The organism is Mesonia sp. K4-1, from assembly GCF_008017825.1.
Lineage (GTDB): Bacteria > Bacteroidota > Bacteroidia > Flavobacteriales > Flavobacteriaceae > Mesonia.
The window spans coordinates 302,521-327,688 of the sequence record NZ_VRLS01000052.1; the positions used below are offsets into that span (position 1 = coordinate 302,521).

The window sequence follows — 25,168 nt, forward strand, 5'->3', positions numbered from 1 at the left end:
TTCTTCTTTGGAAAGAAGTAGTTACCCATATGACTTGCAAAAAGGGAAATAGTTACAATTAAAGTGTTACAGAAATGTTAAAATTAACATTTATTTATGTTACTTGCTAGTTCTCATTAATCTGTAAATTGCAAACCCAACACCTGCAACAAGAATATACGGAAAGACCATGAGGTACATTATACCGTCGTTAATAGCTTCCGCAGCACCTCTATCTGCCTCACTTTCTAATACAGCTCTACACATGGAACATTGTGCATAAACCGCATTAATAGCTACAGACGTACAAACAATAAATAAAAAGGAAATTATTTTTTTCATTTTATCTTGTTTTAATAATAAGGTAACATAAATAAATAAACCAATACACCCGTTACAGATACATATAGCCAAATTGGATATGTCCAACGTGCAATTTTTCTGTGTTTTGCATACTCTTTTGTTAAACCTCTATACATTGTAAACAATACTAACGGTACAATAATAGCAGACAGCATTATATGTGTAATTAAGACGAAAAAATAAATAGGCCTTAGAAAACCTTCACCGGCATAGGGAGTTGGATCGTTACTTATTTTTGAGATCACGTAGCTTACTAAAAAAATTGAAGACAAGAAAAATGCTGTAATCATAACGTTACGATGTAATTTTCTTTCTCCTCTTCTAATAAAAATATAGCCTGCAATTAATAATACAGAAGTGGCTCCGTTAAGAATAGCATGAAAGAAAGGATAAGTCCCCATATCTAAACCAAAAATATCATAGCGTGCAGGTAAATTCATTAATACCAAAACTGCTAAAGGAATAACTATAGATAGTATAATAATAACAGGGACAGCTACTCTATCTGATTTCTTCAATGTACTCATATTTCAACTATAATAAGTTCTTAATGTCTTCCTTTAACTTCTCCAGATCTTTTTTATCTAAACCATTGTAGAAAGCTATAGGGTTTCCATAATCGTCATATCTAGACCGTATTACGCCTTCCTGATCTACGAGAGCAAAATAACCCGAATGCTCAAAATTTCCTTCTATTTCTTTATTCTCTGCAGCGTATAGATTAAATCCCTTATTAGCTAATTCATAAATAGCCTCTCTATCCCCTGTAAGCATATGCCAATTAGGAATTGCTACACCATATTTTTCGGCGTAAGCTTTAAGAACTTCTGGAGTATCATATTCTGGATTAATACTAAAAGAAGCAATACCAAAATTTGGATTACCATAAAACTCATCTTGAATCTTAATCATATTTTCATTCATCTTAGGACAAATGGTTGGGCAGGTAGTAAAAAAGAATTCAGCTACGTATACTTTCCCTTCGTAATCTTGATTGGTGATTATCTTACCGTCTTGGTTTGTAAATGAAAAAGAAGGTACTGTACCAATTTCGGCCATGTCTGGAGCACTAACCTTATCTATAATTTTAGGTACTGCCCAAATTCCAAAAACAAGGACTACCAAAGAAATACCTATGTATGAATAGTTTTTCATCACTTACTTATTATACTTTTTCAAAGCTAATCTATATTCAGCTAAAATTACCTTTACATCATCATCCATCACGTTATTCAATTCAGCTACCGAACTCGTATTGTAACCATAATTTTCGATTTTAGTTGCATCGTCTTCATCGGTTCTTCCTCTTAAGTTCCTTTCTTTATCAATGATAAATGCATGCGGATTTGATAAGTCGGAATCTAATTTTAAGGTTGTATTCAAACTAGAAAATAGAGCATCAATTTTTTCCGCGGAAGCGAAAGCAAAATTCCACTTTTTAGTATCGATAGTTGTAGCTAAATCTTTTTCTAAGTTTAGTGCGGCTTGCTCTTGACCCTTTTTTGCAATAACTACAAACTGAAAGTCTTTAAAGTTATAATTTTTATCGTAGATCTTTTCATTTAGATTAAAGGCATTACCCTCCATCTTGCTGATATTATCACCAAAAAATATAAGAATCGTAATTTTATCTTTAAATTGAAGTGACTTTTGATTTACGGAAGAGAAACCAGTTAGCTCATTCACATTTGGAGTGATTACCGGAAGTTTAGCAAAATTATTAACCCCAGAGGAGAAAAAAAGATAGGCCAAAATTGGAAGTGCAAAGAGCACAAAAAGAACTGTATATTTTTTCATTTTTGCTATGATACTTAAGGGTATGCAAAAATAAAAAAGGCGGTTTTAATAAACCGCCTTTTTTTGTGTTTTAACTTTTTAGAAGTTCCAAGAAATATAACCTCCTTTGTAAACTTCGTAAATATAATCTCCTTCAGTAAGAAGGATAAAGACTAAATATGCTACTAAGAATACTCCAGTCCAAACTACAGATCTTCTCAAACCTTTAGTTTCATGCTCCATATGCATAAAGGACCAAGTAATTAAATATGCTTTATATATTGTTAAGACAATAAATATCCAGTTTAATAAAGACATATAAATAAAACTTGTCTTTATTAGAAATTCTGGTTTTATAATTCCTAAAATAACTTCTACTATAGTTACTACCGATAGGATTGCAAAAACTGACCAAATTTTCTTTGTTGCCGAACCTTCGTGCTGATGAGTTGCGTCGTGTGCCATTTCTTTAATTCTTTTTTATATTAAACTAAGTAGAAGAATGTAAATACAAATACCCAAACTAAATCTACAAAGTGCCAATATAGACCTACTTTTTCTACCATTTCGTAGCTATTTCTTCTCTCATAAGTTCCTAAGATCACGTTGAAGAATATAATGATATTAATCAATACTCCTGTAAAAACGTGAAAACCGTGAAAACCTGTAATAAAGAAAAAGAAATCTGCGAACAATGGCGGACCATATTCATTGTGTGTTAAGTTAGCTCCTTCTACCACTCCAACTGCATGCTTATCCAGCATCGCAAGTGACTTTTCTCTAGTTAAAATGGTTTTTGCTCCATTTTCATCTAGCATTTGAGTTCTAACAAGTAAATTCTCTTTAGTTTTAAAACCTTCTTTTATTTCAGCTATAGAGTAGGTTGTAAGTTCTGCATCATCTCCTACAAACCAAAGCCCATTTTTTCTTTCGTGAGCTACTCTATCTTCTTTTAAGGTTGTTGCAATATCGTGCAAAGCTACTCGCTCTCCATTTGAGTCAACAAATTGAAGAATTTGACCTCCTCTAGTTTCTACAGCACCGTACTCACCTTTTATAAAGTTTTTCCACTCCCAAGCTTGAGAACCTAAGAATATTACCCCTCCAATAATGGTTAAAAACATGTAAAGAGTCACCTTTGCTTTTTTCATATGGTGACCAGCATCTACTGCCAATACCATCGTTACAGAAGAAAAGATTAAGATAAAGGTCATCAATGCCACGTAATACATTGGAGCATCTACCCCATGCATAAATGGAAAGTGATTAAATACTTCGTCGGCGATTGGCCAAGAATCTAGAAACTTAAATCTAGAGAACCCATAAGACGCCAAAAATGCAGAAAATGTTAAAGCATCTGAAGTGATAAAAAACCACATCATCATTTTTCCGTAGCTTGCTTTTAAAGGAGATTTTGAGCCTCCTCCCCAAGTTTTGCCTTCGGTTCCTGTTCTAACAACAGTAGCTTCCATAAAAAGAAATTAATGTTAAATATTACGCAAAAATAGTTATTTTTCTTATCTAAAGAAATATAAAAACAAAAACAGGTACAGCCACAAGGCATCAATAAAATGCCAAAAGGTCGCACCCAGTTCTATACCAAGCATTTGACCGACTTTATAACGCTGTTTAGAATTGTTATAAATTACAACAAACAATACAATAATCCCAGCAAAGATATGAGCTAAGTGAGCCATTACCACCAAATATATAAATGATGTAGTGATCGTACTTGCACTCCCTGTAAAATAATATCCGTTTTCTAAGATTTGACTAAAGCCTTCAAATTGTAAATAAACAAAAGCTAACCCTAAGGCCAGTGTAACTCCTAATAAACTTGTACCTCTCTTATAAGATCCAGCCTTAATTGCCTTTTTAGCAAAATGAAATGTAAAGCTACTTACCAAAACAATTATCGTACTATAAATAAAAGCATTAGGTAATTGAAAATCTTTTAACCAATCTGGTCTATTCTTACTTACTACATAAGCACTCGTTAGACCAGCAAACATCATCCCCATGCTAATGATCCCAAACCAAAGCATCATTTTCTTTGATCTTTCAATCTTTTCTTTTTCTGTTCCTTGAGTTAAATCCATATTCTTATATATTTATCTAATACATAAATTATTTGTAACAAAGTAATATATGAAACGCTAGCAAACATTAATTTTTTTGCTGAAATTTCATCTCGATTTTCATATAGCTTATAGGCGTAATAAAGCATACCTAAACCTAAAATAAGTATTAATATTCCTGATACAGGTGTTAAGTATAATCTGCCTGTAACCCCAAAGACAGGTATCAAAGAGACCGCTATAGTCCAAATGGTATATAAGATAATTTGAATTGCAGTACCTCTATCTCTTTTCCCTGTAGGAAGCATAAAAAAACCTCCCCTTTTATAGTCATTATACAACCACCAACCCAAAGCCCAAAAGTGAGGAAACTGCCAAAAAAATTGAATCATAAACAAGGTCCCCGATTCTATACTAAAATCATTAGTTGCAGCAACCCAACCTAACATAAAAGGAATTGCCCCAGGAAAAGCTCCTACAAAAACTGATAGTGGTGTTTTGGTTTTTAACGGAGTGTAAACACTCACATATAAAAAGATAGAAATAGCACCAAACATTGCAGTCACCGGATTGATGATATACAGCACCACTAAACCAAGTATGGTAAACGTAAAAGCTATAAATAACGCTTTTTTAACCGACATTCTTCCTGATGGAATAGGTCTATTTTTAGTTCTATCCATCAACACATCTAAATCTTTTTCAATAACTTGATTAAATGCATTAGAAGCGCCCACCATCATATATCCTCCTACTGCAAGAAGCAACAACTCAACAAAGTCTATAACTTCTGCTCCCAAAAAATACCCCGCAACCGAAGAAAAAACCACACTTACAGCCAAACGCATTTTGGTGATTTCCTTGAAGTCTGAAATAAGATCTACAGACTGATTATTTGTGATGGCTTTACTCAAAAAATAAAATATTTTGGAGTGCAAAGATACTGTTTAAAACCCTTTTAACAAGCGTCTTTTATTGTTAAATATTTTTGAGAAGAGATTAAAAATCATAATACCAATTAAACAAATCTGTTCTAAACCCAAAATTAACCCAAGTGGTATTTTCTACAAGGTTAAGTTCTGTATTACTAATGGTAGGTGATAGATTCCGCTGTATTAAACTGGTATAAATTTTCAAGTTTGTAGCAGGATTTACCAAATAACCTAATTCTAATTCCGCGTAAGTAAAATTAGCTTTATTCCCTTGGTATAGCTCATTTCCTTTATCTGCAATTCTATCATCTTCAGTACCGTAAATATCTCCACCATAGAAAGGATCCTTATCTAATGTGATTTCATAGCCTTTTGCTCCAAACATAAATTTAGCTTGCCCGTACCATCTATTTAACCGATACCTAGCAATAGCTATAGTTTCGCTAAAATTTGAACCTCTAATATGGGCCATAGGCTGATTATTGTGTCCATAATTTAAGGTCACCGTATTATGCGAATAAGTATAAGGGCGTACACGATTATACTCTAATTGCAAATAGAGATTATCAATTTTAAATGCATTAAAATATTTTAACCCTAATTGATAGCCTAACTTATTTTTATAACTATTCTCTCCTCCTATAACATCCTTAGAAGAAAACTCATCTATCATTAATTGCCCATATGCGTTTAATTGATTGGATATTTTGTATTTATATGCTAGACCTATTAAGGCATTTCCTCCTCTAGAACCCGTTGAAAACTCAATAGCTCGATAAAATATAATCGGATTTAAGTAATTTAAATCAAAACCACGGTCGTTATCATTTTCCCATAAAACAGATTCAAATAAACCAATGTTTAGACGTTTAGTGATATTATAACTTAAATAATGCGTTGCCATATATTTAGTTCTAAAAGAACCGCTATCGGTTACTTCTGGACGAATGTCTCGCAAAGACATCCACGTATTGGTATATTTAAATTTCCAGAAGGTAGTATTAATTTTGAAATATGGGTACGGACTTGCCACATCACTCATTAATAACGAACGATAACCATCACCAATAAAATTTTTCCCGTGACCAAATTGAAGGTTAAATGTTTCATTAGGAGAGTAAGAAATATAACCTTCTGCAATAGGATAATCATAGGAATCTTCTTTGAAACTTTTTGCTATTCCCCTTGACGGAATTACAGCAGGATTCCCTCCATCTGGACGAATAGATTCTGCATAATTATTAAAGTAACGAGCAAACCTTCCTTGACTTTCATATACTGCTGCGTAAAAATTTATGGTTTTACCAATTCCTCCTTGTACTACCGCAGCACGAGTGTTATTATAGGTACTTCCAAAATCAGCACCAAAATCTTTACCTACTTGCAAATCTGCTGCTACATCTGCAGTAAACCAATAATTTTCTCCTTGAAGTCTTACTAGATGTTCGTTAAAAAATTTGCGATGTAACCAAGAATCCCCTTCTAATTCTAGCTTTTTATTTTCCTCTTTAAAATCATAATACTTGTTTACTGTTTGGTAAAGAAATGGTTTCGTCGCAGTATGCGAGTTAGTACCAACTCGATTCAGTTCAGCATCAAACCGACTATACCCTTCGTGAGAAAACGGTATATTTATTTTACTCTCAAACTCACGATATTCATACTTTTTATATGCTTTTTCCACATCGGCATACTCTGTAGATTCTCTATCATCTATTTTCTTCGCGTTTTTATTTCCGCCTTGAGCGAAACTATCATCTTTCTGTAAATTAATATCGTTTTCACCTGAAAAAGGAACATAAATAGGATACCTAAACTGAATATATGCGGGTTTACCATTATAAGTCGCAGGTTTGATTACAGGAAGTTCTAAGAATACTCTAGTCACTTCTTGCTTTAAATCTCCATTTATAGCATCTACGTACAAAACTTTAAATTCCCCCTCTTTAGTAACCTCAAATAATACAGTCACATTTCCCGAATAATCATCTTTAGCTAGATTTTCTGGTAACTGAAGATTCTCTTTTACAAATAGATTAAGAGTTTGTCTAAAACAGTTTTCTTGCTGCTCTAAGCTCACATTTTCACATGCTTCGAATAAAGGATATTGTTCTACATCAGAAATTAATATTTGCGCTTTCGCGGAAATCACTATAGATAATGTAAAGAAAAGAACAAAAAAATTACGCATAGTTTCGGTCATAAATTCGGCCGAAATATACGTAAAACTATTTTTAAAACGGTAAAACCATAAGCTTTACCGTTACACTCTTTTCATAAGCTTACCGAATATGAAATATAATGGGAAGACTATATTTTACCGATACCTTCTTATCTTGTTGCTGACCGGGTTGCATTTTTGGCAACAATTTTACCACTCTTTGAGCTTCATTTGCAAGCTCTTCATGAATCGATCTTGTTTTTATATTTTCAACCCAACCCTTATCATTTACCGTAAAAGTTACATAAATTCTTTGTTCTCCTTGTAAATTAAGCTCGGCCGCTAGGTCTCCGTCAAATTTCTTTTTAATTACTTTAGCGATTTGTGATGAAAAACAGGATTTAATTTCTTCTTGAGTCTCATAAATCTCACACCCAGGAAAAACTGGAGCCATTTCTACTTTTCTAAAATCTATATTTTCAATAGGTTTATCGATAGGTTGTTCAAAATCAATTTTTCTAGGATCATAATCAACAGGATCATTGGGCTCAGAAGGCTCTATAACAGTAGGCTTTACCAAAGGCTTTTCAGTTGGTTGCGTAGGTAGTTTTTTAGAAGTCTTATTTTCTTTTATAGGCTGCTTAACTTCTGGCTTCTCTTTAGGCATATGAAATACAAACGGCGTTTCTGAATCCAATTCTCTTGCGTGAGCTGTTTCAGGCTTTAAAATTTTTACTTCCGTTTTATTTTCAATTACAAAAATAGTCAGCAACAAAGCTGCAATTAAGCCTATTTGAAAATACACGACGTTACTTTTACGGGTAGGTTTGTTTTCTCTCATGACATCTTGATTTTATGTTATGAAACTATAAAATCAATAATATTGCCAAAAAATATATTTGAACAGAAAAAGCCTTTAATTTCTCAATTAAAGGCTTTAATATATAATAAGTTAAGCTTTTACTTAATCCTGTACTTGGAATATAATTGGTAAAGAATAAAGTACACCTACTGGTTTTCCTCTTTGTTTACCTGGAGTCATATTTGGCAGCATATTCACTACACGCTCAGCTTCCTTTTGAAGTCTTGGGTGAGGTGCTCTAGCTTGAACTCCTGTGATTTTTCCCTTATTATCAATTTTAAAACGTACGTAAACTCTATTTACTCCTGTAAGACCTAATTCTGATCCTAAGTCCGTATTAAATTTACTGTTAACAAAATCTTTAATCTTGTCACTCATACATTTCTTACGCTCATTATTGGTTTTGAATTTTTCACAACCAGGAAATAACGGAACATCTTCAATTGCTGTAAATGGAACATCTTCAATTACCTCTTCAGGAGCTTCTTCTACTTCAGCAACCTCAATAATAGGCTCATTAGTTACCTCTGTAGATTCAATTATTTCTTCCTCAATTTCCACATCATCCTCAACTACCTCAATAACTTCTGGTGCTGGTGGCGGCGGTGGCGGTGGTGGCGGTGGAGTTTTAATTTGCGTAATTGGCACATCTTCCTCATCTAGTTGATCAAACTGAACAACTCCTTGATCGATTGCCTCTTTATCGTAGGTTTTCCACTCGATGGCACGCCAAGTAATAAAAAGCATTAAAATAAGACCTAGCTGAAAAAAAAGAACACTTCTTTTCCCTAAATCTTTTTTTGGATTTTTCTTTGGTTCCATAATATAATTTTATCGAATTGCTAATGTAATTATTTTTTACAAAAAATATAAACTATTCATTAGATTTAAAGTTTTGAACCCTCAATCTTAACATTAATGCCAAAATATAAGCTGTAAAAACTCCCAAGGTGTTAGCCAATACATCTAGACTATCTATCGTTCTATAACTTGTCATCACATCTTGAAATATCTCAATAAGGATGCCAAAAGCAATTGCTAACAGCCCAATTATTAAAAAAGATTTTTTTTTGAGACCATTCTTCAAATTGCAACTAATATAATACAAGTACCATAATTTAGTTAATCCTAAATAAGCTACAAAATGAAAAACTTTATCTATTTGATTAAAGTTGACTTTAGGCAATCCATCTGTACGCATTAAGGAAACATAAAGAATCCCCAAAGAGTAAAGAATGGCTAAAGATAACGTTAATCTAGGCGCCAATAAGTTCTTTATAAGCTTCTGCATCTAGCAAATCCTTTATCTGGTCTGGTTCCGTCATTCTAATTTTTACCATCCACCCATCTCCATAAGGATCTGTATTTACTTTTTCTGGCTCATCTTCTAAAGATTCATTAAACTCAATGATCTCTCCCGAAACTGGTAAGAAAAGGTCTGATACTGTTTTAACTGCTTCTACTGTCCCAAAAACTTCTTCTCTTTCTAAAGTTTCATCTACAGTTTCTACTTCTACGTATACAATATCTCCTAACTCTCCTTGTGCAAACTCTGTAATCCCTACGGTTACAATATCGCCCTCAATCTTAATCCACTCGTGATCTTTAGTATACTTTAATTCGCTAGGTGTACTCATTTTGTTGTTATTTAGTATGGTTGATATTTTTTAATTTCCAAAATTATACCTTAAGGTAAATCCAGATCTAATGGTGGTTTGAGGAAATGCTGTTGATACTGCGTATTCAGAAAAACTATGATCGTAATAAAATATTGCGGTTAAGTTTTTTGAAAGCGAGTACTCTACATTGAAATTGAATCCCCAAATATCTTGACCTGAAGTTGTTTGACTATTATCAAATTCTAAATACCTTATAATAGTTTCATTTCTTCGGTAAGATAAATCTGCCTTAAAGATTAAATCACTCCTTATAATTCTTTGCTCTCCTGCGATTCTAGTTGCGAGTCTAAGATCTCTTAAACGGTAACCTAATCCTAAAATATATTCATTTCCTTGAATCTCGGTCAGCAAATTATTGTCAAAACTAAGGGATAGTTGTCTATCTTTTTTAATTTCTGCTAAAATTTTTACAGAGTTTTTCAATTCCATATCCACTTTCACTAATGGCGAAAATTGTTCTACAAGGTTAATGTTAGAAATTAAGAATGGATTTTTATAGTTTCCAGATTGATCTACATTGTTTTCCCCGTACGGATTTGCTCTATCGAAATCTAAGTTACTTTGGAATTGATTTACATTATAAATAGATGTATATCCGTGCTGAACGCTAAATCGCTTAAATTTATCTTTAAACCATCCTAAACGCATTAAGCCCGTATATTTTAAATTCCAGTTAGGTAATGGAGTGTCTCTAAAAACTCCTAAACTCACATCTTCTGCATTACTTGTAGTATAAGCCGATAGGAATGCAGGCAATAATACTGCTTGGCTGTTTCTACCAAAACCTTTAGGGTAACCCGTCTCTTGATTGATATTATTAGGATCAGTTAAATCTATTCCTGCAGATGTAGCTAACCTATTTGCTATTTCTAATCTATTCTCTCTAAACTTTTCAAATGCTACCGATTGCTGATTATCACTTTTGCTAAAGGCAGAATTAATCATTATCGTAGAAATATTAAAGTTACCAAAGGTATTAGGCGTTAAAGATCTATACTGAAGATCTTGCTGATTTACTCGGTAATTTTCTGTGTAAGTTTCAGAATACAATCTATTAGCATTTAGATCTAATGTCAAATCGGGTATTAAATCTATATTAGCTTGTATACTTAAATTCTTACTTTCATTTTCAGTATACTGCTCATTAAACTCTTGGTAAGAGGTAAGCCATCCGCTAGCAGCCGCTTTCTCTCTAATATCTGCTTGGCTACCAAAAGTAAATCCTGCTGTAGGTTTTAATGTTCCTGCAAAACCTACATCGTTAGTATATCCTGGAAGATAAATACCATTCGTCTCTTGATAGTTTAATGTTAACCTTTTTAAAGAAGTTATGATTCCAATACCTGTATTTAAAGCTTTATCACCTGCCGAAAGCGATGTATCCTCGCTAGCATTTGAAGCATCATCGGCAGTTTGATTTCTTGAAAATCCTAATTTATTTGCAGAACTACTTCTTTTCTCTTGAGCTCCAAACTGCGGACCTCTACTACTCGCTCTAGCTGGTCTCTTTTTAACCAATCCTAAATACTTATAAAGAGTATTCATCTCAAACGTTCCGTTGATTTGGTGTGTATTTGAGTTTTGAATGGTATGTCCAATATTTGGAATTCCTGGAAGATCGTTTAATATTTCAGAACCTTTTTGCCATTGGAAATTTCCTGTATAAGAATATTGAGCTCTTATAAATTTTAGAAATGGAATTTTATCTAGCGGCAAATCATAATTTAACTGAAAGCTTTGATAATGTTGATTTGGATTTCCTATTTCAAAAAAACCATCCCAAACTCCAATAGAATTATCTTGAACATTATCTTGATTAATGTAATTTCTTACAATACGATTATTAGAACTATTAAAGTTAAAACGAAGCGATTCTGTTAAGTTATGATTCACTGTATATTGCCAATCGAATGTATAATTTCTTTGATACAGAGTAGGTAATCCTATAGATCCTGGAGGCAAATTAATCTCTCTGTACTGCTGCTCATTATACTGTCTAATGATATTAGAACTCGCTGAAATATTAGACGGTAGAGGATTAATATTAAAATCTTTAATAGGTCTATAATATTCACTACTATCTAAAAACTTAATGTTTTTAAATGGTTCTAATTTTAAAGGTGCAAAAGCATAATCGTACGTAGCCCCAACATTTACATTTTGATCTAATGCATCTTTTATCTCAAAATCTCTATGATCTTCTTGATTATACGTTCCTGAAAAAGAAAAGTTCTCTACATCGTATGGCATAGGTTTACGATCTTGATTGGTTCGATCTTTCCTTAGACCAATTACACTTACACTTTGTCTTTTTGTATAATCTTCTGCTCTTTCTTGCAACTCATCTTTTCTATCCTCATCTGCGGTATTGTCTAATAAAGTTTCAAGCTCTAAATCTAAATATTCAGGGTCATATTGTGGGGTTATAAGCTCTTCTCCTCTACTGTAACTAAAAGGGATGTTAATCCCCCAATCTTTAGGAAGCAGCTGACCTACATTAATAGTACTTACAACATCATACTGTTTTACATCTTCTCTACTTCTTTGGTTTGGCCCTTGTTCTATAGTACCAAAACCAACTGTACTTCTTCTCCCCGTTGCCGAAACTGTAGCAAAATCAGCAAAATTGGTATCCATATTTAATACTGCAGCCCAACCTCCTTCATTCTTTAAATCAGATAAACGAAGTTCGTTAAACCAAACTTGCCCAGAGGCGTCTGTAGCTCCCGTATTTTTTAAACCCAACATAAGAACCCGAATGTTTCCAAAACTTGGATTCCCTTTGATTCCCACTCTTAACTCTCCTGCATTACTGGAGTTTGACGGCGCTAAATCTGGAGTGAAAAAATTGAGATCTATGGAGTTATACGCGCTATTCCCTATTACCAACGATTTTATTTGCTGAAGTAATTCCATAGGCAAATTCAAATCATTTTCTACGGGCCAAACAGCTCTAGGTTGTGTAGAGTTTTCATCACTTACCGTTAACGGAATTTCAATTTGATAAAAGTTATCAGAAAAATCGGTTCCCATTCTAATAAATGCAGTCAATTCACCATCCATTAAAGTGGGTGACGGAAAGGGTAAACTCTCGGCGTGTAAAAACATTTCTAAGTTTTTATACTGTCGCATATCTACCTGAAAGTTTTTATAAACTCCTCTAGAATCTTGTGGCGCTAAATTCTTAACCGTTAAAGACAGAGATTGCTCATCTTCTCTAATGGTTTGATTGTTATTTACTAATTCTTCTCGAACAACACCTGGAGGAGTAACATAATCTGATGTTTGCTCTTCACTTACGGCAGCAACTTCTAAAGTAGTACTTGGTGTATTTTCAGGATCTGTTCCGTTAGGAATCAAAGCTTGATTGTATCTTCTATAATCTCCTCTAACCAAGTCTAAAGTACCAAAACGCAATACCACATCATCACTAAAACCAGATAAAAACATACGCATAAACCTCACAGATCGTAAATCGGCTATACCATTTACAGAGTATTCACTTTCTGTCCTTAACGGAATTTTAAACTGCACCCAACGAACATCCATCTCACTTCCATTTTGAAGGGTTGTTCTAAGTGTTTTTACATCAGTAATATAATCGTTATCAATACCTGCTACAGAACTTGTATTATTATTGACTCCCATATCTCTAAAAACAGGAACTTCATACTCAAAGTAGCTGTCAATAGTATTCATGGTATTATCTCTATTTACATCTTCTACCGAAGGTATTGTAGTGTTTCCTCTATTATTTTGACCTACTTCTGTCGGTGAATTTCCTTGTGTACCATTATAGTTTTTATACCTACTAAGAATATCGCCATCTGCACTTAAATAATATTCGTAATTATCGTTTGCAGGATCTTCTAAACCTCCAAAACCGGAAAACTTTTGAGCTTCCGCTAAATCATCTAAACCATCTAAACCTAAATCTTGATTAGTCCTTTGTTGTCCCTCGGTATCAAAAGCATATACTAAGGACTGACTAGAAGGCACTCTACCAAAAGAAGTTTCTAGGGTATTTCCTACATTTCCATCATCTGGCAAACCATTTTCATATTGTTTTCTTCCGTCTTTAAGTACATCTTCAGAAATACTACCTAAGTTAAAAGTAATTTTACCTTCATTTATGGTATTATTTTCCTCGTAGATAAAGGGATCCATTACCCAAAATTCAATAAACTCTACGTTAGATTGCTCAAAATTGGTAGTGGTAATTTCTCGCATGATACCCCCAAAATTATCTGTTGGGTTAGGCAGTTGATTGCTTCCTGCTGCCGCTGGATTAAAGTTATATTGACCACGAGAATCTGGATCAAAATTTAGATCTAAAGTGTAAATTGCTTGCGCCTGACCTTGTATAATATCTGTATTAGGAAAAATTTCATCTATAAAAACTCTTCTTGTAGCATAGGTTGAAAGATCTTCATCACTAATTCCGCTTGGACGTTGATTAGTATAAAATATAGGATCTATAGAGTACCAATTAAGTTTAGCCCTTTTATAAGCCGAAGCCAAATCATTATTTGCTCTTTCTCCTCCAAAACCAATTGGTGCACTAGAGAGTGACCAAGAGAGCGGTGTCATTATAGAAATAGAAGTTTGTGATGCTTCAAAATCATCTACATAAGAAGTTGCTACACCATTAAAATCATTTCCTTTAGGGGCACCTGGTTTTAAATAGGCAAACTCACCTCTTACAGAAAAATTCGACTCCACGTCGGTATCTATATTCGGAAGTTTATTAACAAGCCTTGTGAAGAAAGGAACCTCTGTAGAATAATTAATGTTAAAACCATACATAGAATTATTAATAGGCTCGTAGCTATAGTTAGCTTTTTGAGTTAATGGTCTTTCGTTAAGATTAAGATAAGTACCACCTATTAAAAAGTTTTCATTAAACTGATGCTGAATATCAATTCCCGTAAATCGTTTGGTTTGTTGACCGAATAAAGCATTATTTTCTGTAGAAACTTGAATAGGAGTATCTGAAGCCAATAAAGCTTCATCTAAAATCTTAACTCTACCCAATTGATAATCTACCGTATAATCTACACCTTCTTGTAGTACCCTACCTCCAGCAGTTACCGTTACAGATCCTTGAGGAACATTAAAAGCTCCAATAGGAATCCCATCTTGACCGCTTGATTTATAACTTCCTTTTAACTGAAATTTATTTTTGTCTGCTTGCTCTTGTTCTGCCTGTGTTTTTGTCGTGTTATAAAGTGATCCAAACACATATTTGGTTTGATTTCCATTATAAGTACTTGGATTATCATAATCCTCTGGCCCACCATTTGGAGTGGTATCTAATTTATCAAATAAATATTCCCCAAAAGGCTCAACCGATGTAAATATAATCCTACCATTTTGAGGATCTATGGTTAAACCTGGCACATAATCAAAGAAACCATCTCCATCGACTACAGGATCATTATTTAAATTTAAATTATCTAAATTAAAAACCTGTAATAAGTTTTTATCTTCTACATCTTGAGGTAATGGGGTCGATGAGTTAGGCGCTTGACTTATGTAATTAAGTGGTTGCGGATCTGTATATAAAATATTAAATCGAAAATCTTCCTTTTCTAATTGAAAAGCATCCAAACTATAGATGTTTTTCATCATTAAGTCCCAAATAGGTTCATTAACATTCGTAATTGGGCTCTTTAAAAGCTTTACTACTAAGTTTTGATTAATCGCTATTGAATTTTGATTATTGGGATCATTTGGATCACTTGGGTTGGCATTAGGATTGGTTCCAGATTGGGTAGCTTGTACTCCATCATTTGCAAATTCTCCAACCTGATACACTTGACCGTTAACTGTATATTGAAAGGCAACTGCTAAAATTTCATCATTGTTGATTCTTTGATTTAAAGAAACATAACCTAGTTGCGTATTTAACGTATATTCATTAGGATCTAATTGTCTTGCATTTTCTAATTTGGCATAATCTACACCTTCGTCTACACTCGTAGAATTAGAACCAAAACCTTGATCTACCGTTGATATATCTCTAATAGCTGGTGTTAAAACAGATTGTTGCGGTCCAGTAATTCCTAACGGGTTAAAATCATTGTTAGAGTTACTAGGATAAGCACCTGGAGTCGAATTTAAAAAACTGGCAAATCCAGGAGGTGTCACAGGATTTCCGTTTTGATCGAGCAAAACCCCTACATTATCTGGATTAGATTCCCCTAAATCTTGAATCGCTACAATATTTCTAGCATTGGTTAATGCTTGTGTAGAGTTAGTCCTATTGGTTACCCAGATTTGTAGTCTAGTTACCTGAATATTACTATTTATAAAAGGGTAGTTTTGAAGCGACTGGTTATATTGATCTCTAAAGTAATGCGCTAAAAAGAAGTGCCTATTCTCATCATAATCTAAAATAAACTTCTCAAATTCTTGAACCGCGCCCCCTCCTTGAATATTAGTGGTTTGTCTTTCTGAGTTTTGCTCAGAGAAAACACCTGTAACGGTAGTTTTACCAAACTGCAGTTGCGTTTTAACACCAAATAAACTTTGTGCCCCCTGCATCAAAGAACTATTAAGAGGCATACTTACATTACCTACTTCTATTTTTCTTACAATATCATCCTCATCTGGCGTATAATCTAACTTAATTTGATTTTGAAAATCAAACGTAGACTCTGTATCGTAGTTAAAGCTTACATCTAAACGTTTTCCTACTTTACCTAATAAACTTAAGCTGATACGCTGATTAAAATCGAATGTAAAATTACTTCGGTTACGAGGCGAAAGTGCAGGATTATCTTGCTTAGTATACAAAACTCCCAAATCTACTTCTACAGAACCTTGAGGAATCACTTCTATTTCACTACCTCCAAATATTGTTTCAAAGAAACTATTGTTAACATAAAATATAGGTAATAGATTTCTTTGCTCTTCTTCCGCATTTTCACTTCTTCCCGCAACCGCATCAGATTTTTGTTTGAAATAATCCTTCATTTGTTCCTGAAGAATCAAATCCCTATACTCTTCTGGTGTTAAAACCATTGGATATTCAACATTTACACGCCCTATTTTTTCGGTATAAATATATCTATCTAAAATAGGGTCATATGTATATTTTTGTTCTATACTACTAGGATTTGCTAATTGAATATTCCCTGTAGAATAACCCGTTTTTGTAGAGTCTTGTGAAGTTTCATTTTCTTCTTGGCTATACAAAAAAGTACAGCTTAACAAGAAAAAAATAAGTATATAATTACTTTTATATCCTTTAGTAAAGTAGTAAATGTTTTTCAATTTATATTAAAGGTTTTTTAAAGCAAGCTTAATTATCGTTTCTACAGAAGCACTTTCATTATTTCTAATGATTCTTGAGACTACTTTTTCAGATTGTTTTCTCGTGTAACCAAGTGTTTCTAATGCTGATAACGCTTCATCTTTATGGCTATTGCGTTGAAGAGTAGAAATTTGTCCTGATGAATCAATTTCTCCCAACTTATCTTTTAAATCTATAATTACTCTTTGAGCTGTTTTTGCTCCAATTCCTTTAACGCTTTGAATCTCTGGTACGTTCTCTGTAGTGATGGCTTCAATAATTTGCCCTGGACTTAATGAAGAAAGCATCGTCCTTGCGATACTTGCCCCAATCCCTGAAACAGAAATAAGTTTTTTAAAAATTTCTCTTTCAGATTTCTCCATAAAACCAAATAACGTATGCGCATCTTCTCTTACTTGTAAAAAAGTATAGATGAGTATATTTTCGTTTTCTGGCAACAGGGAATATGTATGCAATGATATATTTAAAAAATACCCAATTCCTCCACATTCTACAGTGACATCTGTAGGATTCTTTTGTGTCATTTTCCCTTTAAGGTATTCTATCATAAGTTAAGCAAACGTTAAAGCTTCAAATGTAGGAAATTTATTAAGATAGCAAAACCCTAATTTCTTAGTTTAACAGTCAAAATATTAAATACTTAATGCTGCTTGTCTTTTTTTCTCTTTTTCTTGTGCATCTACTACAGCAACAGCTGTCATATTTACCATTTCTTCTACACTAGCTCCCAATTGTAAAACATGTGCTGGCTTATTTAGTCCCATCATAATTGGTCCGATAGAATCAGTTTTATTAAGCTCTTTAATTAATTTGTAATTTGAATTGGCAGAATCTAAATTTGGGAATATTAATGAATTTACTTTTCTTCCTGCTAATTTTGAAAAAGGGAATTTGCTTTGCAGCATTTCTTTATTGAGTGCAAAATCTACTTGCAACTCTCCGTCTACCAATAAATCTGGACTTTTCTCATGAAGTATTTGAACAGCATCTTTTACTTTTCTAGCCTCTGGATGTTTAGATGAACCATAATTTGCATATGAAATCATTGCCATAACAGGCTCCATCCCAAACATTTTTACAATATAGCTTGTCATTTTTGCAATGCGCGCTAAATCTTCTGCATTAGGATTTATATTTATAGAGGTATCACTAATAAAAATTGGTCCCCTAGAGGTATTCATAAGGTTGGTCGCCGCAATTCTAGAGACTCCTTTTGCCATACCAATTAAGTCTAAAATTGGTTTTACTACGGTAGGATAAGATCTAGAATACCCCGATAATAAGGCATCGGCATCACCTTCATTCACCATCATCGCTGCAAAATAGTTGCGCTCTCTTAATAGTTTTTGCGCTTCATAAAGGGTGATTCCTTGACGCTGAGCCCTTTTCCAATATATTTCCGCGTAAGCGTTAACTTGCTCCTTTTGCTCGTCAGATTTTGGATCGATAATTATCACGTCATCAGTATTCTCGAACTCAATTTCTTGCATGAGTTCTAAGATAACCTCTCTTCTTCCTAAAAGAATAGGCTGACATACTCTTTCATCTCTACTAATTTGAGCTGCTTTAAGCACATCTAAATGATCTGCTTCAGCATAAACGACCCTTTTCGGATTCATTTTTGCTCTATTTAATAGTAAACGAGTGATTTTATTATCTCCTCCTAAACGTTCATACAATTCATCTTCATACCGTTGCCAGTCATAAATTGGTTCTTTTGCTACACCACTCTCCATAGCTGCTCGTGCAACTGCTGGAGGCACTTGGGTTAACAGTCTAGGATCAAAAGGTTTAGGTATGATATAATCTTTTCCAAAATTAAGCTTCGTTTCTCCGTAGGCAATATTCACTTGTTCAGGAACCGGCTCTTTCGCCAAATTAGCTAGAGCTTTTACGGCTGCCATCTTCATTTCTTCATTAATCTTGCTCGCTCTAACATCTAAAGCTCCTCTAAAAATGAATGGAAAACCAAGTACATTATTTACCTGATTAGGATTATCACTTCTTCCTGTCGCCATGATAATATCCTTTCTTGTTTTTACTGCAAGATCGTAATCAATTTCAGGAACAGGATTGGCCATTGCAAAAACGATAGGGTTACTATTCATTTGCAATAACATTTTTGGAGTGATGATATTTCCTACAGAAAGTCCCAAGAAAACATCGGCACCAACTAGAGCTTCTTCAAGAGTGAGATTTTCTTTTGCATTAGAAAATTCCATTTGCATGCTCGATAAGTCTGTTCTATTTTTATGCAGAACTCCATCTACATCAAACATCGTAATATTCTCTTTTTTAACTCCTAATAAAGAATATAATTTTATACACGCCATTGCTGCAGAACCTGCACCAGAAACAACTATTTTTATTTCTGAAATCTCTTTCTCTGCTATTTCTAAGGCGTTTAACAAAGCCGCAGAAGAAATAATTGCCGTACCGTGCTGATCATCGTGCATCACGGGAATATCTAACTCTTCTACGAGCCTTCTTTCAATCTCAAAAGCTTCTGGAGCTTTGATATCTTCTAAATTTATTCCTCCAAAGGTAGGAGCTATATTCTTGACGGTTTCAATAAATGACTCCACATCTTTAGTATCTACCTCAATATCAAAAACATCTATATCTGCAAAAATTTTAAATAATAAACCTTTCCCTTCCATTACAGGTTTTGAAGCTAATGGTCCTATATCACCCAAGCCTAAAACCGCTGTACCGTTAGAAATTACAGCTACAAGATTTCCCTTTGCTGTATATTTATACGCGTTATCTATATCTTTTGCAATCTCCAAACAAGGTTCTGCAACTCCTGGAGAATAGGCTAAAGATAGATCTCTTTGGGTAGAATATTTCTTGGTGGGTACCACCTCTATTTTACCCGGTTTAGGTTTTGCGTGATAAACTAAAGCTTCTCTTCTTTTGCGTTCGTTGCTGCTCATCTTGTTATATTTTGAGGATTAACAAAGGTAAACATCCATTTAGAATAGAGAAATTAAGTTTCTAAAAAATTAATATTGCGCTTAAGACCTTCGTATTTAGTTCTTTTTACGGCAGACTTTTTAAAGATCTCCTGAAAGGTTTCTTTAGTAATTTCCTCCCAGTCATGTTTTGTCATTTGCAATAAATCTGGATGCGGATTGAAGAGCGGCTCATTATGAGGTTTTGAAAATCGATTCCAAGGACAAACATCTTGGCAAATATCACAACCAAACATCCAATCTTCAAATTTCCCTTTTTCAGACTCTGGTATGCTTTCTTTTAGCTCGATGGTATAATATGAAATGCACTTGCTCCCATCCACTTTATAAGGTTCATAAATGGCATCTGTAGGGCAAGCGTCTATACAAGCTGTACAGCTTCCGCAGTGATCTGTCACAGGAGTATCATATTCTAACTCTAGATCGATAATCAATTCAGCAATAAAAAAGAAAGATCCTGTTTTTTTAGAAAGTAAATTTGAATTTTTACCAATCCATCCCAAACCGCTTTTCGCTGCCCAGGCTTTATCTAAAACAGGTGCAGAATCTACAAAAGCCCTTCCACCTACTTCGCCTATTTCATCTTTTATAAAATTGAGTAAATGCTTCAGCTTATCCTTAATTACAAAATGATAATCTTGTCCATAGGCATATTTACTAAGCTTGTAGGTATTTTCTGTTTGGAAATCTTGCGGATAATAATTCAGCAATAAAGAAACCACACTTTTAGAATCGTTGACTAATAAGGTAGGATCTAATCTTTTATCAAAATAGTTTTCCATATAACCCATCTTACCATTTCTATTTTCATGGAGCCAATTTTCTAATCTTGGCGCTTCTTCCTCTAGAAATTCGGCTTTACTAATGCCACAAGACATAAAGCCAATTCTTTTAGCTTCATCTTTTATGAGTTTTGTGTACCTAGAAGTATTATTCAACATTTTTATTTACTGAATTTTACGAAAGCTATATGAATTACTGAAAATGTTATGCCTTTAGAACAACCCGCCTTGTGTATCGTGCCTGGTTTTTCCTAGATGTTTATAAGCCGCAGGAGTTACCTCTCTTCCTCTTGGCGTACGTACAATGAAACCTTGTTGAATTAAAAAAGGTTCGTACACCTCTTCGATAGTTTCAGAGCTTTCACTAACTGCTGTTGAAAGGGTCGTAATTCCTACTGGGCCGCCTTTAAATTTATCTATAATCGTAGATAGAATCTTGTTATCCATATCATCTAAACCATGGGCGTCTACGTTAAGCGCATTCAATCCATATTTAGATATTTCGATATCTATTTTTCCATTTCCTTTTATCTGAGCAAAATCTCTAATCCTTCTTAAGAGAGCATTGGCAATTCTTGGAGTTCCTCTACTTCTACCCGCGATTTCTATTGCAGCATCTATACTTATAGGCACATTCAAAATTTCGGCGCTTCTTTGTACAATATTAGAAAGTAGCTCTGTTGAATAGTATTCTAATCTACTAGATATTCCGAATCTGGCACGCATAGGCGCTGTTAAAAGACCCGATCTGGTTGTAGCTCCAACTAAGGTAAACGGATTTAAATTAATTTGTACTGAACGCGCATTTGGTCCAGACTCAATCATAATATCAATTCTAAAATCCTCCATAGCAGAATAGAGATATTCTTCTACAATAGGACTTAATCTATGTATCTCGTCTATAAACAAGACGTCTCTTTCTTCTAGATTAGTTAATAGACCAGCAAGATCACCAGGCTTATCTAAAACGGGCCCAGATGTAATTTTGATACCTACGTTAAGTTCATTCGCTAATATGTGTGCTAAAGTAGTTTTCCCTAAGCCCGGAGGACCGTGAAATAAGGTATGATCTAATGCTTCTCCCCTTAAATTAGCCGCCTGCACAAAGATTTGAAGGTTCTCAAGCACCTTTTGCTGACCTGCAAAATCATCAAAAGAAAGAGGTCTTAAAGCTCTTTCTATATCAAACTCTTCTGGAGTAAAATTTTCTCCGCTAGCATCTAGATTTTCATTCATAAAACAAATATAAATAAAAAGCCTTTTCTAAAGATAGAAAAGGCTTTGTATAGTTTGCTGAGGAACTAATTAGTGATTTAGCTCTTCTTCATTTTTTTGTAAAGGTACGTTTTGAGGAACAAAATCTTGTCCTGGGATAACGTAATCTGTTTCATCTATATTCATTTTACTGTAATCATAAGACCAACGGTATACTGAAGGAATTTCTCCTGGCCAGTTTCCGTGAACGTGTTCTACTGGAGTAGTCCACTCTAAAGTATTAGATCTCCACGGGTTTTGTGTTGCTCTCTTACCGTAAAAGATAGAAGAAATAAAGTTATAAATAAATACTAACTGTACTACTGCTGTAATAATTGCAAATACAGTAATTAGAACATTCGTATCAGCTAAATCATCAAAATATGGGAAAGCAGTATTTGTATAATAACGTCTTGGTAACCCTGCCATTCCGATAAAGTGCATTGGGAAGAATACTCCATAAGCACCTATTGCTGTTACCCAGAAGTGAACATAACCTAAGTTTTTATTCATCATTCTTCCAAACATTTTAGGGAACCAGTGGTAAACCCCTGCAAATAATCCGTAAAGCGCAGATATACCCATTACTAAGTGGAAGTGAGCAATTACAAAGTACGTATCGTGAACGTTAATATCTAAAGTACTATCACCTAAGATAATTCCCGTTAAACCTCCAGTAATAAATGTAGAAACAAAACCAATAGAAAACAGCATTCCTGTATTCATTTGTAAGTTTCCTTTCCATAAGGTAGTAATCCAGTTAAAGGCTTTTACTGCCGATGGAATTGCAATTAATAAGGTTGTAAAGGTAAATACCGATCCTAAGAATGGATTCATCCCAGATACGAACATATGGTGACCCCATACAATAGTAGATAAAAACGCAATTGCTAATATAGAAGCAACCATCGCTCTATAACCAAAAATAGGTTTTCTAGAGTTACTTGCCATAATTTCTGATACCAGACCCATTGCCGGAAGAATTACAATGTAAACTTCTGGGTGACCTAAGAACCAAAATAAGTGTTCAAATAATACTGGTGAACCACCTTGATGTGCTAAAACTTCTCCTTTAATATATATATCACTTAAGAAAAATGAAGTTCCAAAGCTTCTATCCATAATCAACATTAATGCTGCAGACAATAATACTGGAAAAGAAACAACCCCAATAATAGCAGTTACAAATAATGCCCATATAGTTAATGGAAGTCTTGTCATAGACATTCCCTTAGTTCTTAAATTGATTACCGTTACAATATAGTTTAGAGAACCTAAAAGAGACTGTGCGATAAAAAATGCCATAGATACTAACCAAAGTGTCATTCCCATTCCTGATCCAGGAATAGCTTCTGGTAATGCACTTAATGGAGGATAGATCGTCCACCCTGCTGAAGCAGGACCAGACTCAACAAATAATGAGGAAATCATGATTACACTAGAAATGAAAAATATCCAGTAAGAAACCATATTTAAAAATCCAGATGCCATATCTCTAGCACCAATTTGCAATGGAATTAAGAAGTTACTAAACGTACCACTTAAACCGGCAGTTAACACAAAAAATACCATAATAGTACCGTGAATGGTAACCAAAGCCAAGTATGCATCTGCATTCATCACTCCATCTGGAGCATATTTTTCACCTAAAAGTAATTCAAATATTGCGAAAGACTGTTCTGGCCATGCAATTTGTATTCTAAATAACACAGACATAAGAATCCCTAGCGCACCCATGATTAAACCAGTAATCAGGTACTGCTTGGCGATCATTTTATGATCTTGACTAAATATATATTTAGTAATAAAGGTTTCTTTATGATGATGTCCATGATCATCGTGTCCGTGATGATCTTGAGCTACTGTTGCGTTTGCTAATGCTGACATATCTATAATATATTACTTTTAAATAATTATTGTTTGTTATTTTCTTCTTGCTTCGCCATAGTTTCTCCAAAACTCTCTTGACCAGCTAACCACTCCTTGTAATCTTCTTCGCTTTCTACTACTATTTTCATTTGCATATTGTAGTGAGAAATACCACAAATCTTGTTACATAATAAATAGTACTCGAACTCATAAGGATCTAAAGCCATCTCCCCATTAGCGACCAATTCTTTACTGTTCTCTTTACGGATTTGATTGATTTCGGTCATCTTTTCTACCATATACTCTGAATTTCTCATTTCTTCAGAAGTAATTGTAGGAGTAAAACCAAATTGAGTAATCATCCCAGGAACAACATTCATTTGCGCTCTAAAGAAAGGAAAGTAAGCAGAGTGTAAAACATCCTGAGATCTTAACTTAAATAGTACTTTCTTATCTACAGGAAGGTGAAGTTCGCTTGTTATTTTATCGTCCATTGCGTAACTATCGCTTTCATCAATACCAACTGTATTAATACCTTCAATAAACCTAACATTGGCTTTACCCAAGGTGTTATCTTCTCCTGCGTATCTAGCTTTCCATCCAAACTGATAAGCATATAATTCAATAACAACAGTATCTTCATCCTCTTCCACATTCATAATTTCAGACCAAGTAAATAATCCGTAGATAATTAAACCTGCTAAAACAATTACAGGAATAATAGTCCATATAAACTCTAACTTATCATTATCTGCATAGAAGTATGCTTTTTTACCTTTTTCCCCTTTATACTTAAATGAGAAATAGTGTAGCAAAAATTGAGTTAAAACTTGTACTACCATAATAAGTCCGATAGAGATGAACATTAAACGGTCATACTCCTCTCCATGTGCCGAAGCAGCTTCAGGTAAATAGAATTTAGAATAGCTCCAAAAATTGTAAAACATAAAAATGTTAAATACAATTAAAAAAGCCAACATCAAGTAACCCTGAATTTTGTTATCCTTATCGGATGCAATAGTTGGATCTTCTGAACTCTGAGACTTAGATAGTTTTAGGATTTTTGACATTTGCCAAAACGTAATTCCTAAAAGCGCTATAACTATGATGATTAAAAATACAGTCATTTTATAATATCTT

At 33.9% G+C, this 25,168-nt stretch carries 20 protein-coding genes; all 20 read right to left on the reverse strand.

Features of this window, described 5'->3' with window-relative positions:
- Nucleotides 1-99: 99 nt before the first annotated feature.
- The 20 genes from FT986_RS09515 to FT986_RS09610 all read right to left on the reverse strand — a co-directional run bounded on the left by FT986_RS09515 (nucleotide 100) and on the right by FT986_RS09610 (nucleotide 25,155).
- Entirely contained in the window at nucleotides 100-321 is a 222-nt protein-coding gene (locus FT986_RS09515) for a hypothetical protein (RefSeq protein WP_187248600.1), read from the reverse strand.
- Nucleotides 322-332: 11 nt separating this feature from the next.
- On the reverse strand, nucleotides 333-869 hold the full coding sequence (locus FT986_RS09520; RefSeq protein WP_147864830.1) for a DUF420 domain-containing protein: 537 nt from the start codon (nucleotides 867-869) through the stop codon (nucleotides 333-335).
- A 7-nt stretch (nucleotides 870-876) separates the two neighbouring features.
- Nucleotides 877-1,497: an SCO family protein gene (locus FT986_RS09525; RefSeq protein WP_147864831.1), complete on the reverse strand. Its 621-nt coding sequence runs from the start codon at nucleotides 1,495-1,497 to the stop codon at nucleotides 877-879.
- A gap of 3 nt (nucleotides 1,498-1,500) precedes the next feature.
- Nucleotides 1,501-2,139 (reverse strand): hypothetical protein, encoded by a 639-nt coding sequence (locus tag FT986_RS09530; RefSeq protein ID WP_147864832.1) that lies wholly within the window; start codon nucleotides 2,137-2,139, stop codon nucleotides 1,501-1,503.
- A 78-nt stretch (nucleotides 2,140-2,217) separates the two neighbouring features.
- Nucleotides 2,218-2,583, reverse strand: a complete 366-nt coding sequence (locus FT986_RS09535) for a cytochrome C oxidase subunit IV family protein (protein WP_147864833.1) — start codon at nucleotides 2,581-2,583, stop codon at nucleotides 2,218-2,220.
- A 20-nt stretch (nucleotides 2,584-2,603) separates the two neighbouring features.
- A complete protein-coding gene (locus FT986_RS09540) occupies nucleotides 2,604-3,590 on the reverse strand; it encodes a cytochrome c oxidase subunit 3 (protein WP_147864834.1) in 987 nt (328 codons plus the stop codon).
- Nucleotides 3,591-3,635: 45 nt separating this feature from the next.
- Nucleotides 3,636-4,217, reverse strand: a complete 582-nt coding sequence (locus tag FT986_RS09545) for a cytochrome c oxidase subunit 3 (protein ID WP_147864835.1) — start codon at nucleotides 4,215-4,217, stop codon at nucleotides 3,636-3,638.
- Nucleotides 4,208-5,110 (reverse strand): heme o synthase, encoded by a 903-nt coding sequence (gene cyoE, locus FT986_RS09550; protein ID WP_147864836.1) that lies wholly within the window; start codon nucleotides 5,108-5,110, stop codon nucleotides 4,208-4,210. The genes FT986_RS09545 and cyoE overlap by 10 nt, the downstream gene beginning before the upstream one ends.
- Before the next feature lie 85 nt (nucleotides 5,111-5,195).
- On the reverse strand, nucleotides 5,196-7,319 hold the full coding sequence (locus tag FT986_RS09555) for a gliding motility protein RemB (RefSeq protein WP_147864837.1): 2,124 nt from the start codon (nucleotides 7,317-7,319) through the stop codon (nucleotides 5,196-5,198).
- Between the two features lie 91 nt (nucleotides 7,320-7,410).
- Complete coding sequence (locus tag FT986_RS09560; RefSeq protein ID WP_147864838.1) at nucleotides 7,411-8,130, reverse strand: energy transducer TonB; 720 nt, start codon at nucleotides 8,128-8,130, stop codon at nucleotides 7,411-7,413.
- A 123-nt stretch (nucleotides 8,131-8,253) separates the two neighbouring features.
- A complete protein-coding gene (locus FT986_RS09565) occupies nucleotides 8,254-8,973 on the reverse strand; it encodes an energy transducer TonB (RefSeq protein ID WP_111540699.1) in 720 nt (239 codons plus the stop codon).
- A gap of 52 nt (nucleotides 8,974-9,025) precedes the next feature.
- Entirely contained in the window at nucleotides 9,026-9,442 is a 417-nt protein-coding gene (locus FT986_RS09570) for a VanZ family protein (RefSeq protein ID WP_111540700.1), read from the reverse strand.
- The gene (gene gcvH, locus FT986_RS09575; protein ID WP_111540701.1) at nucleotides 9,408-9,788 is read right to left on the reverse strand and encodes a glycine cleavage system protein GcvH; all 381 of its coding nucleotides are present in this window, start codon (nucleotides 9,786-9,788) and stop codon (nucleotides 9,408-9,410) included. Before gcvH ends, FT986_RS09570 begins: the two co-directional genes overlap by 35 nt.
- Nucleotides 9,789-9,818: 30 nt before the next feature.
- Nucleotides 9,819-17,108, reverse strand: a complete 7,290-nt coding sequence (sprA, locus tag FT986_RS09580) for a cell surface protein SprA (protein WP_147864839.1) — start codon at nucleotides 17,106-17,108, stop codon at nucleotides 9,819-9,821.
- Nucleotides 17,109-17,114: 6 nt separating this feature from the next.
- Nucleotides 17,115-17,696 carry a Holliday junction branch migration protein RuvA gene (gene ruvA / locus FT986_RS09585; RefSeq protein WP_147864840.1) on the reverse strand — a complete coding sequence of 194 codons (582 nt, stop codon included), beginning with the start codon at nucleotides 17,694-17,696 and terminating at the stop codon, nucleotides 17,115-17,117.
- 84 nt (nucleotides 17,697-17,780) lie between these two features.
- Complete coding sequence (locus FT986_RS09590) at nucleotides 17,781-20,084, reverse strand: NADP-dependent malic enzyme (protein ID WP_147864841.1); 2,304 nt, start codon at nucleotides 20,082-20,084, stop codon at nucleotides 17,781-17,783.
- A 53-nt stretch (nucleotides 20,085-20,137) separates the two neighbouring features.
- The gene (gene queG / locus FT986_RS09595) at nucleotides 20,138-21,064 is read right to left on the reverse strand and encodes a tRNA epoxyqueuosine(34) reductase QueG (protein WP_147864842.1); all 927 of its coding nucleotides are present in this window, start codon (nucleotides 21,062-21,064) and stop codon (nucleotides 20,138-20,140) included.
- A gap of 54 nt (nucleotides 21,065-21,118) precedes the next feature.
- Complete coding sequence (gene ruvB / locus FT986_RS09600) at nucleotides 21,119-22,141, reverse strand: Holliday junction branch migration DNA helicase RuvB (RefSeq protein WP_147864843.1); 1,023 nt, start codon at nucleotides 22,139-22,141, stop codon at nucleotides 21,119-21,121.
- A 69-nt stretch (nucleotides 22,142-22,210) separates the two neighbouring features.
- The gene (locus tag FT986_RS09605) at nucleotides 22,211-24,046 is read right to left on the reverse strand and encodes a cbb3-type cytochrome c oxidase subunit I (protein ID WP_147864844.1); all 1,836 of its coding nucleotides are present in this window, start codon (nucleotides 24,044-24,046) and stop codon (nucleotides 22,211-22,213) included.
- A 26-nt stretch (nucleotides 24,047-24,072) separates the two neighbouring features.
- Nucleotides 24,073-25,155: a cytochrome c oxidase subunit II gene (locus FT986_RS09610; protein ID WP_147864845.1), complete on the reverse strand. Its 1,083-nt coding sequence runs from the start codon at nucleotides 25,153-25,155 to the stop codon at nucleotides 24,073-24,075.
- Nucleotides 25,156-25,168 lie beyond the last annotated feature (13 nt).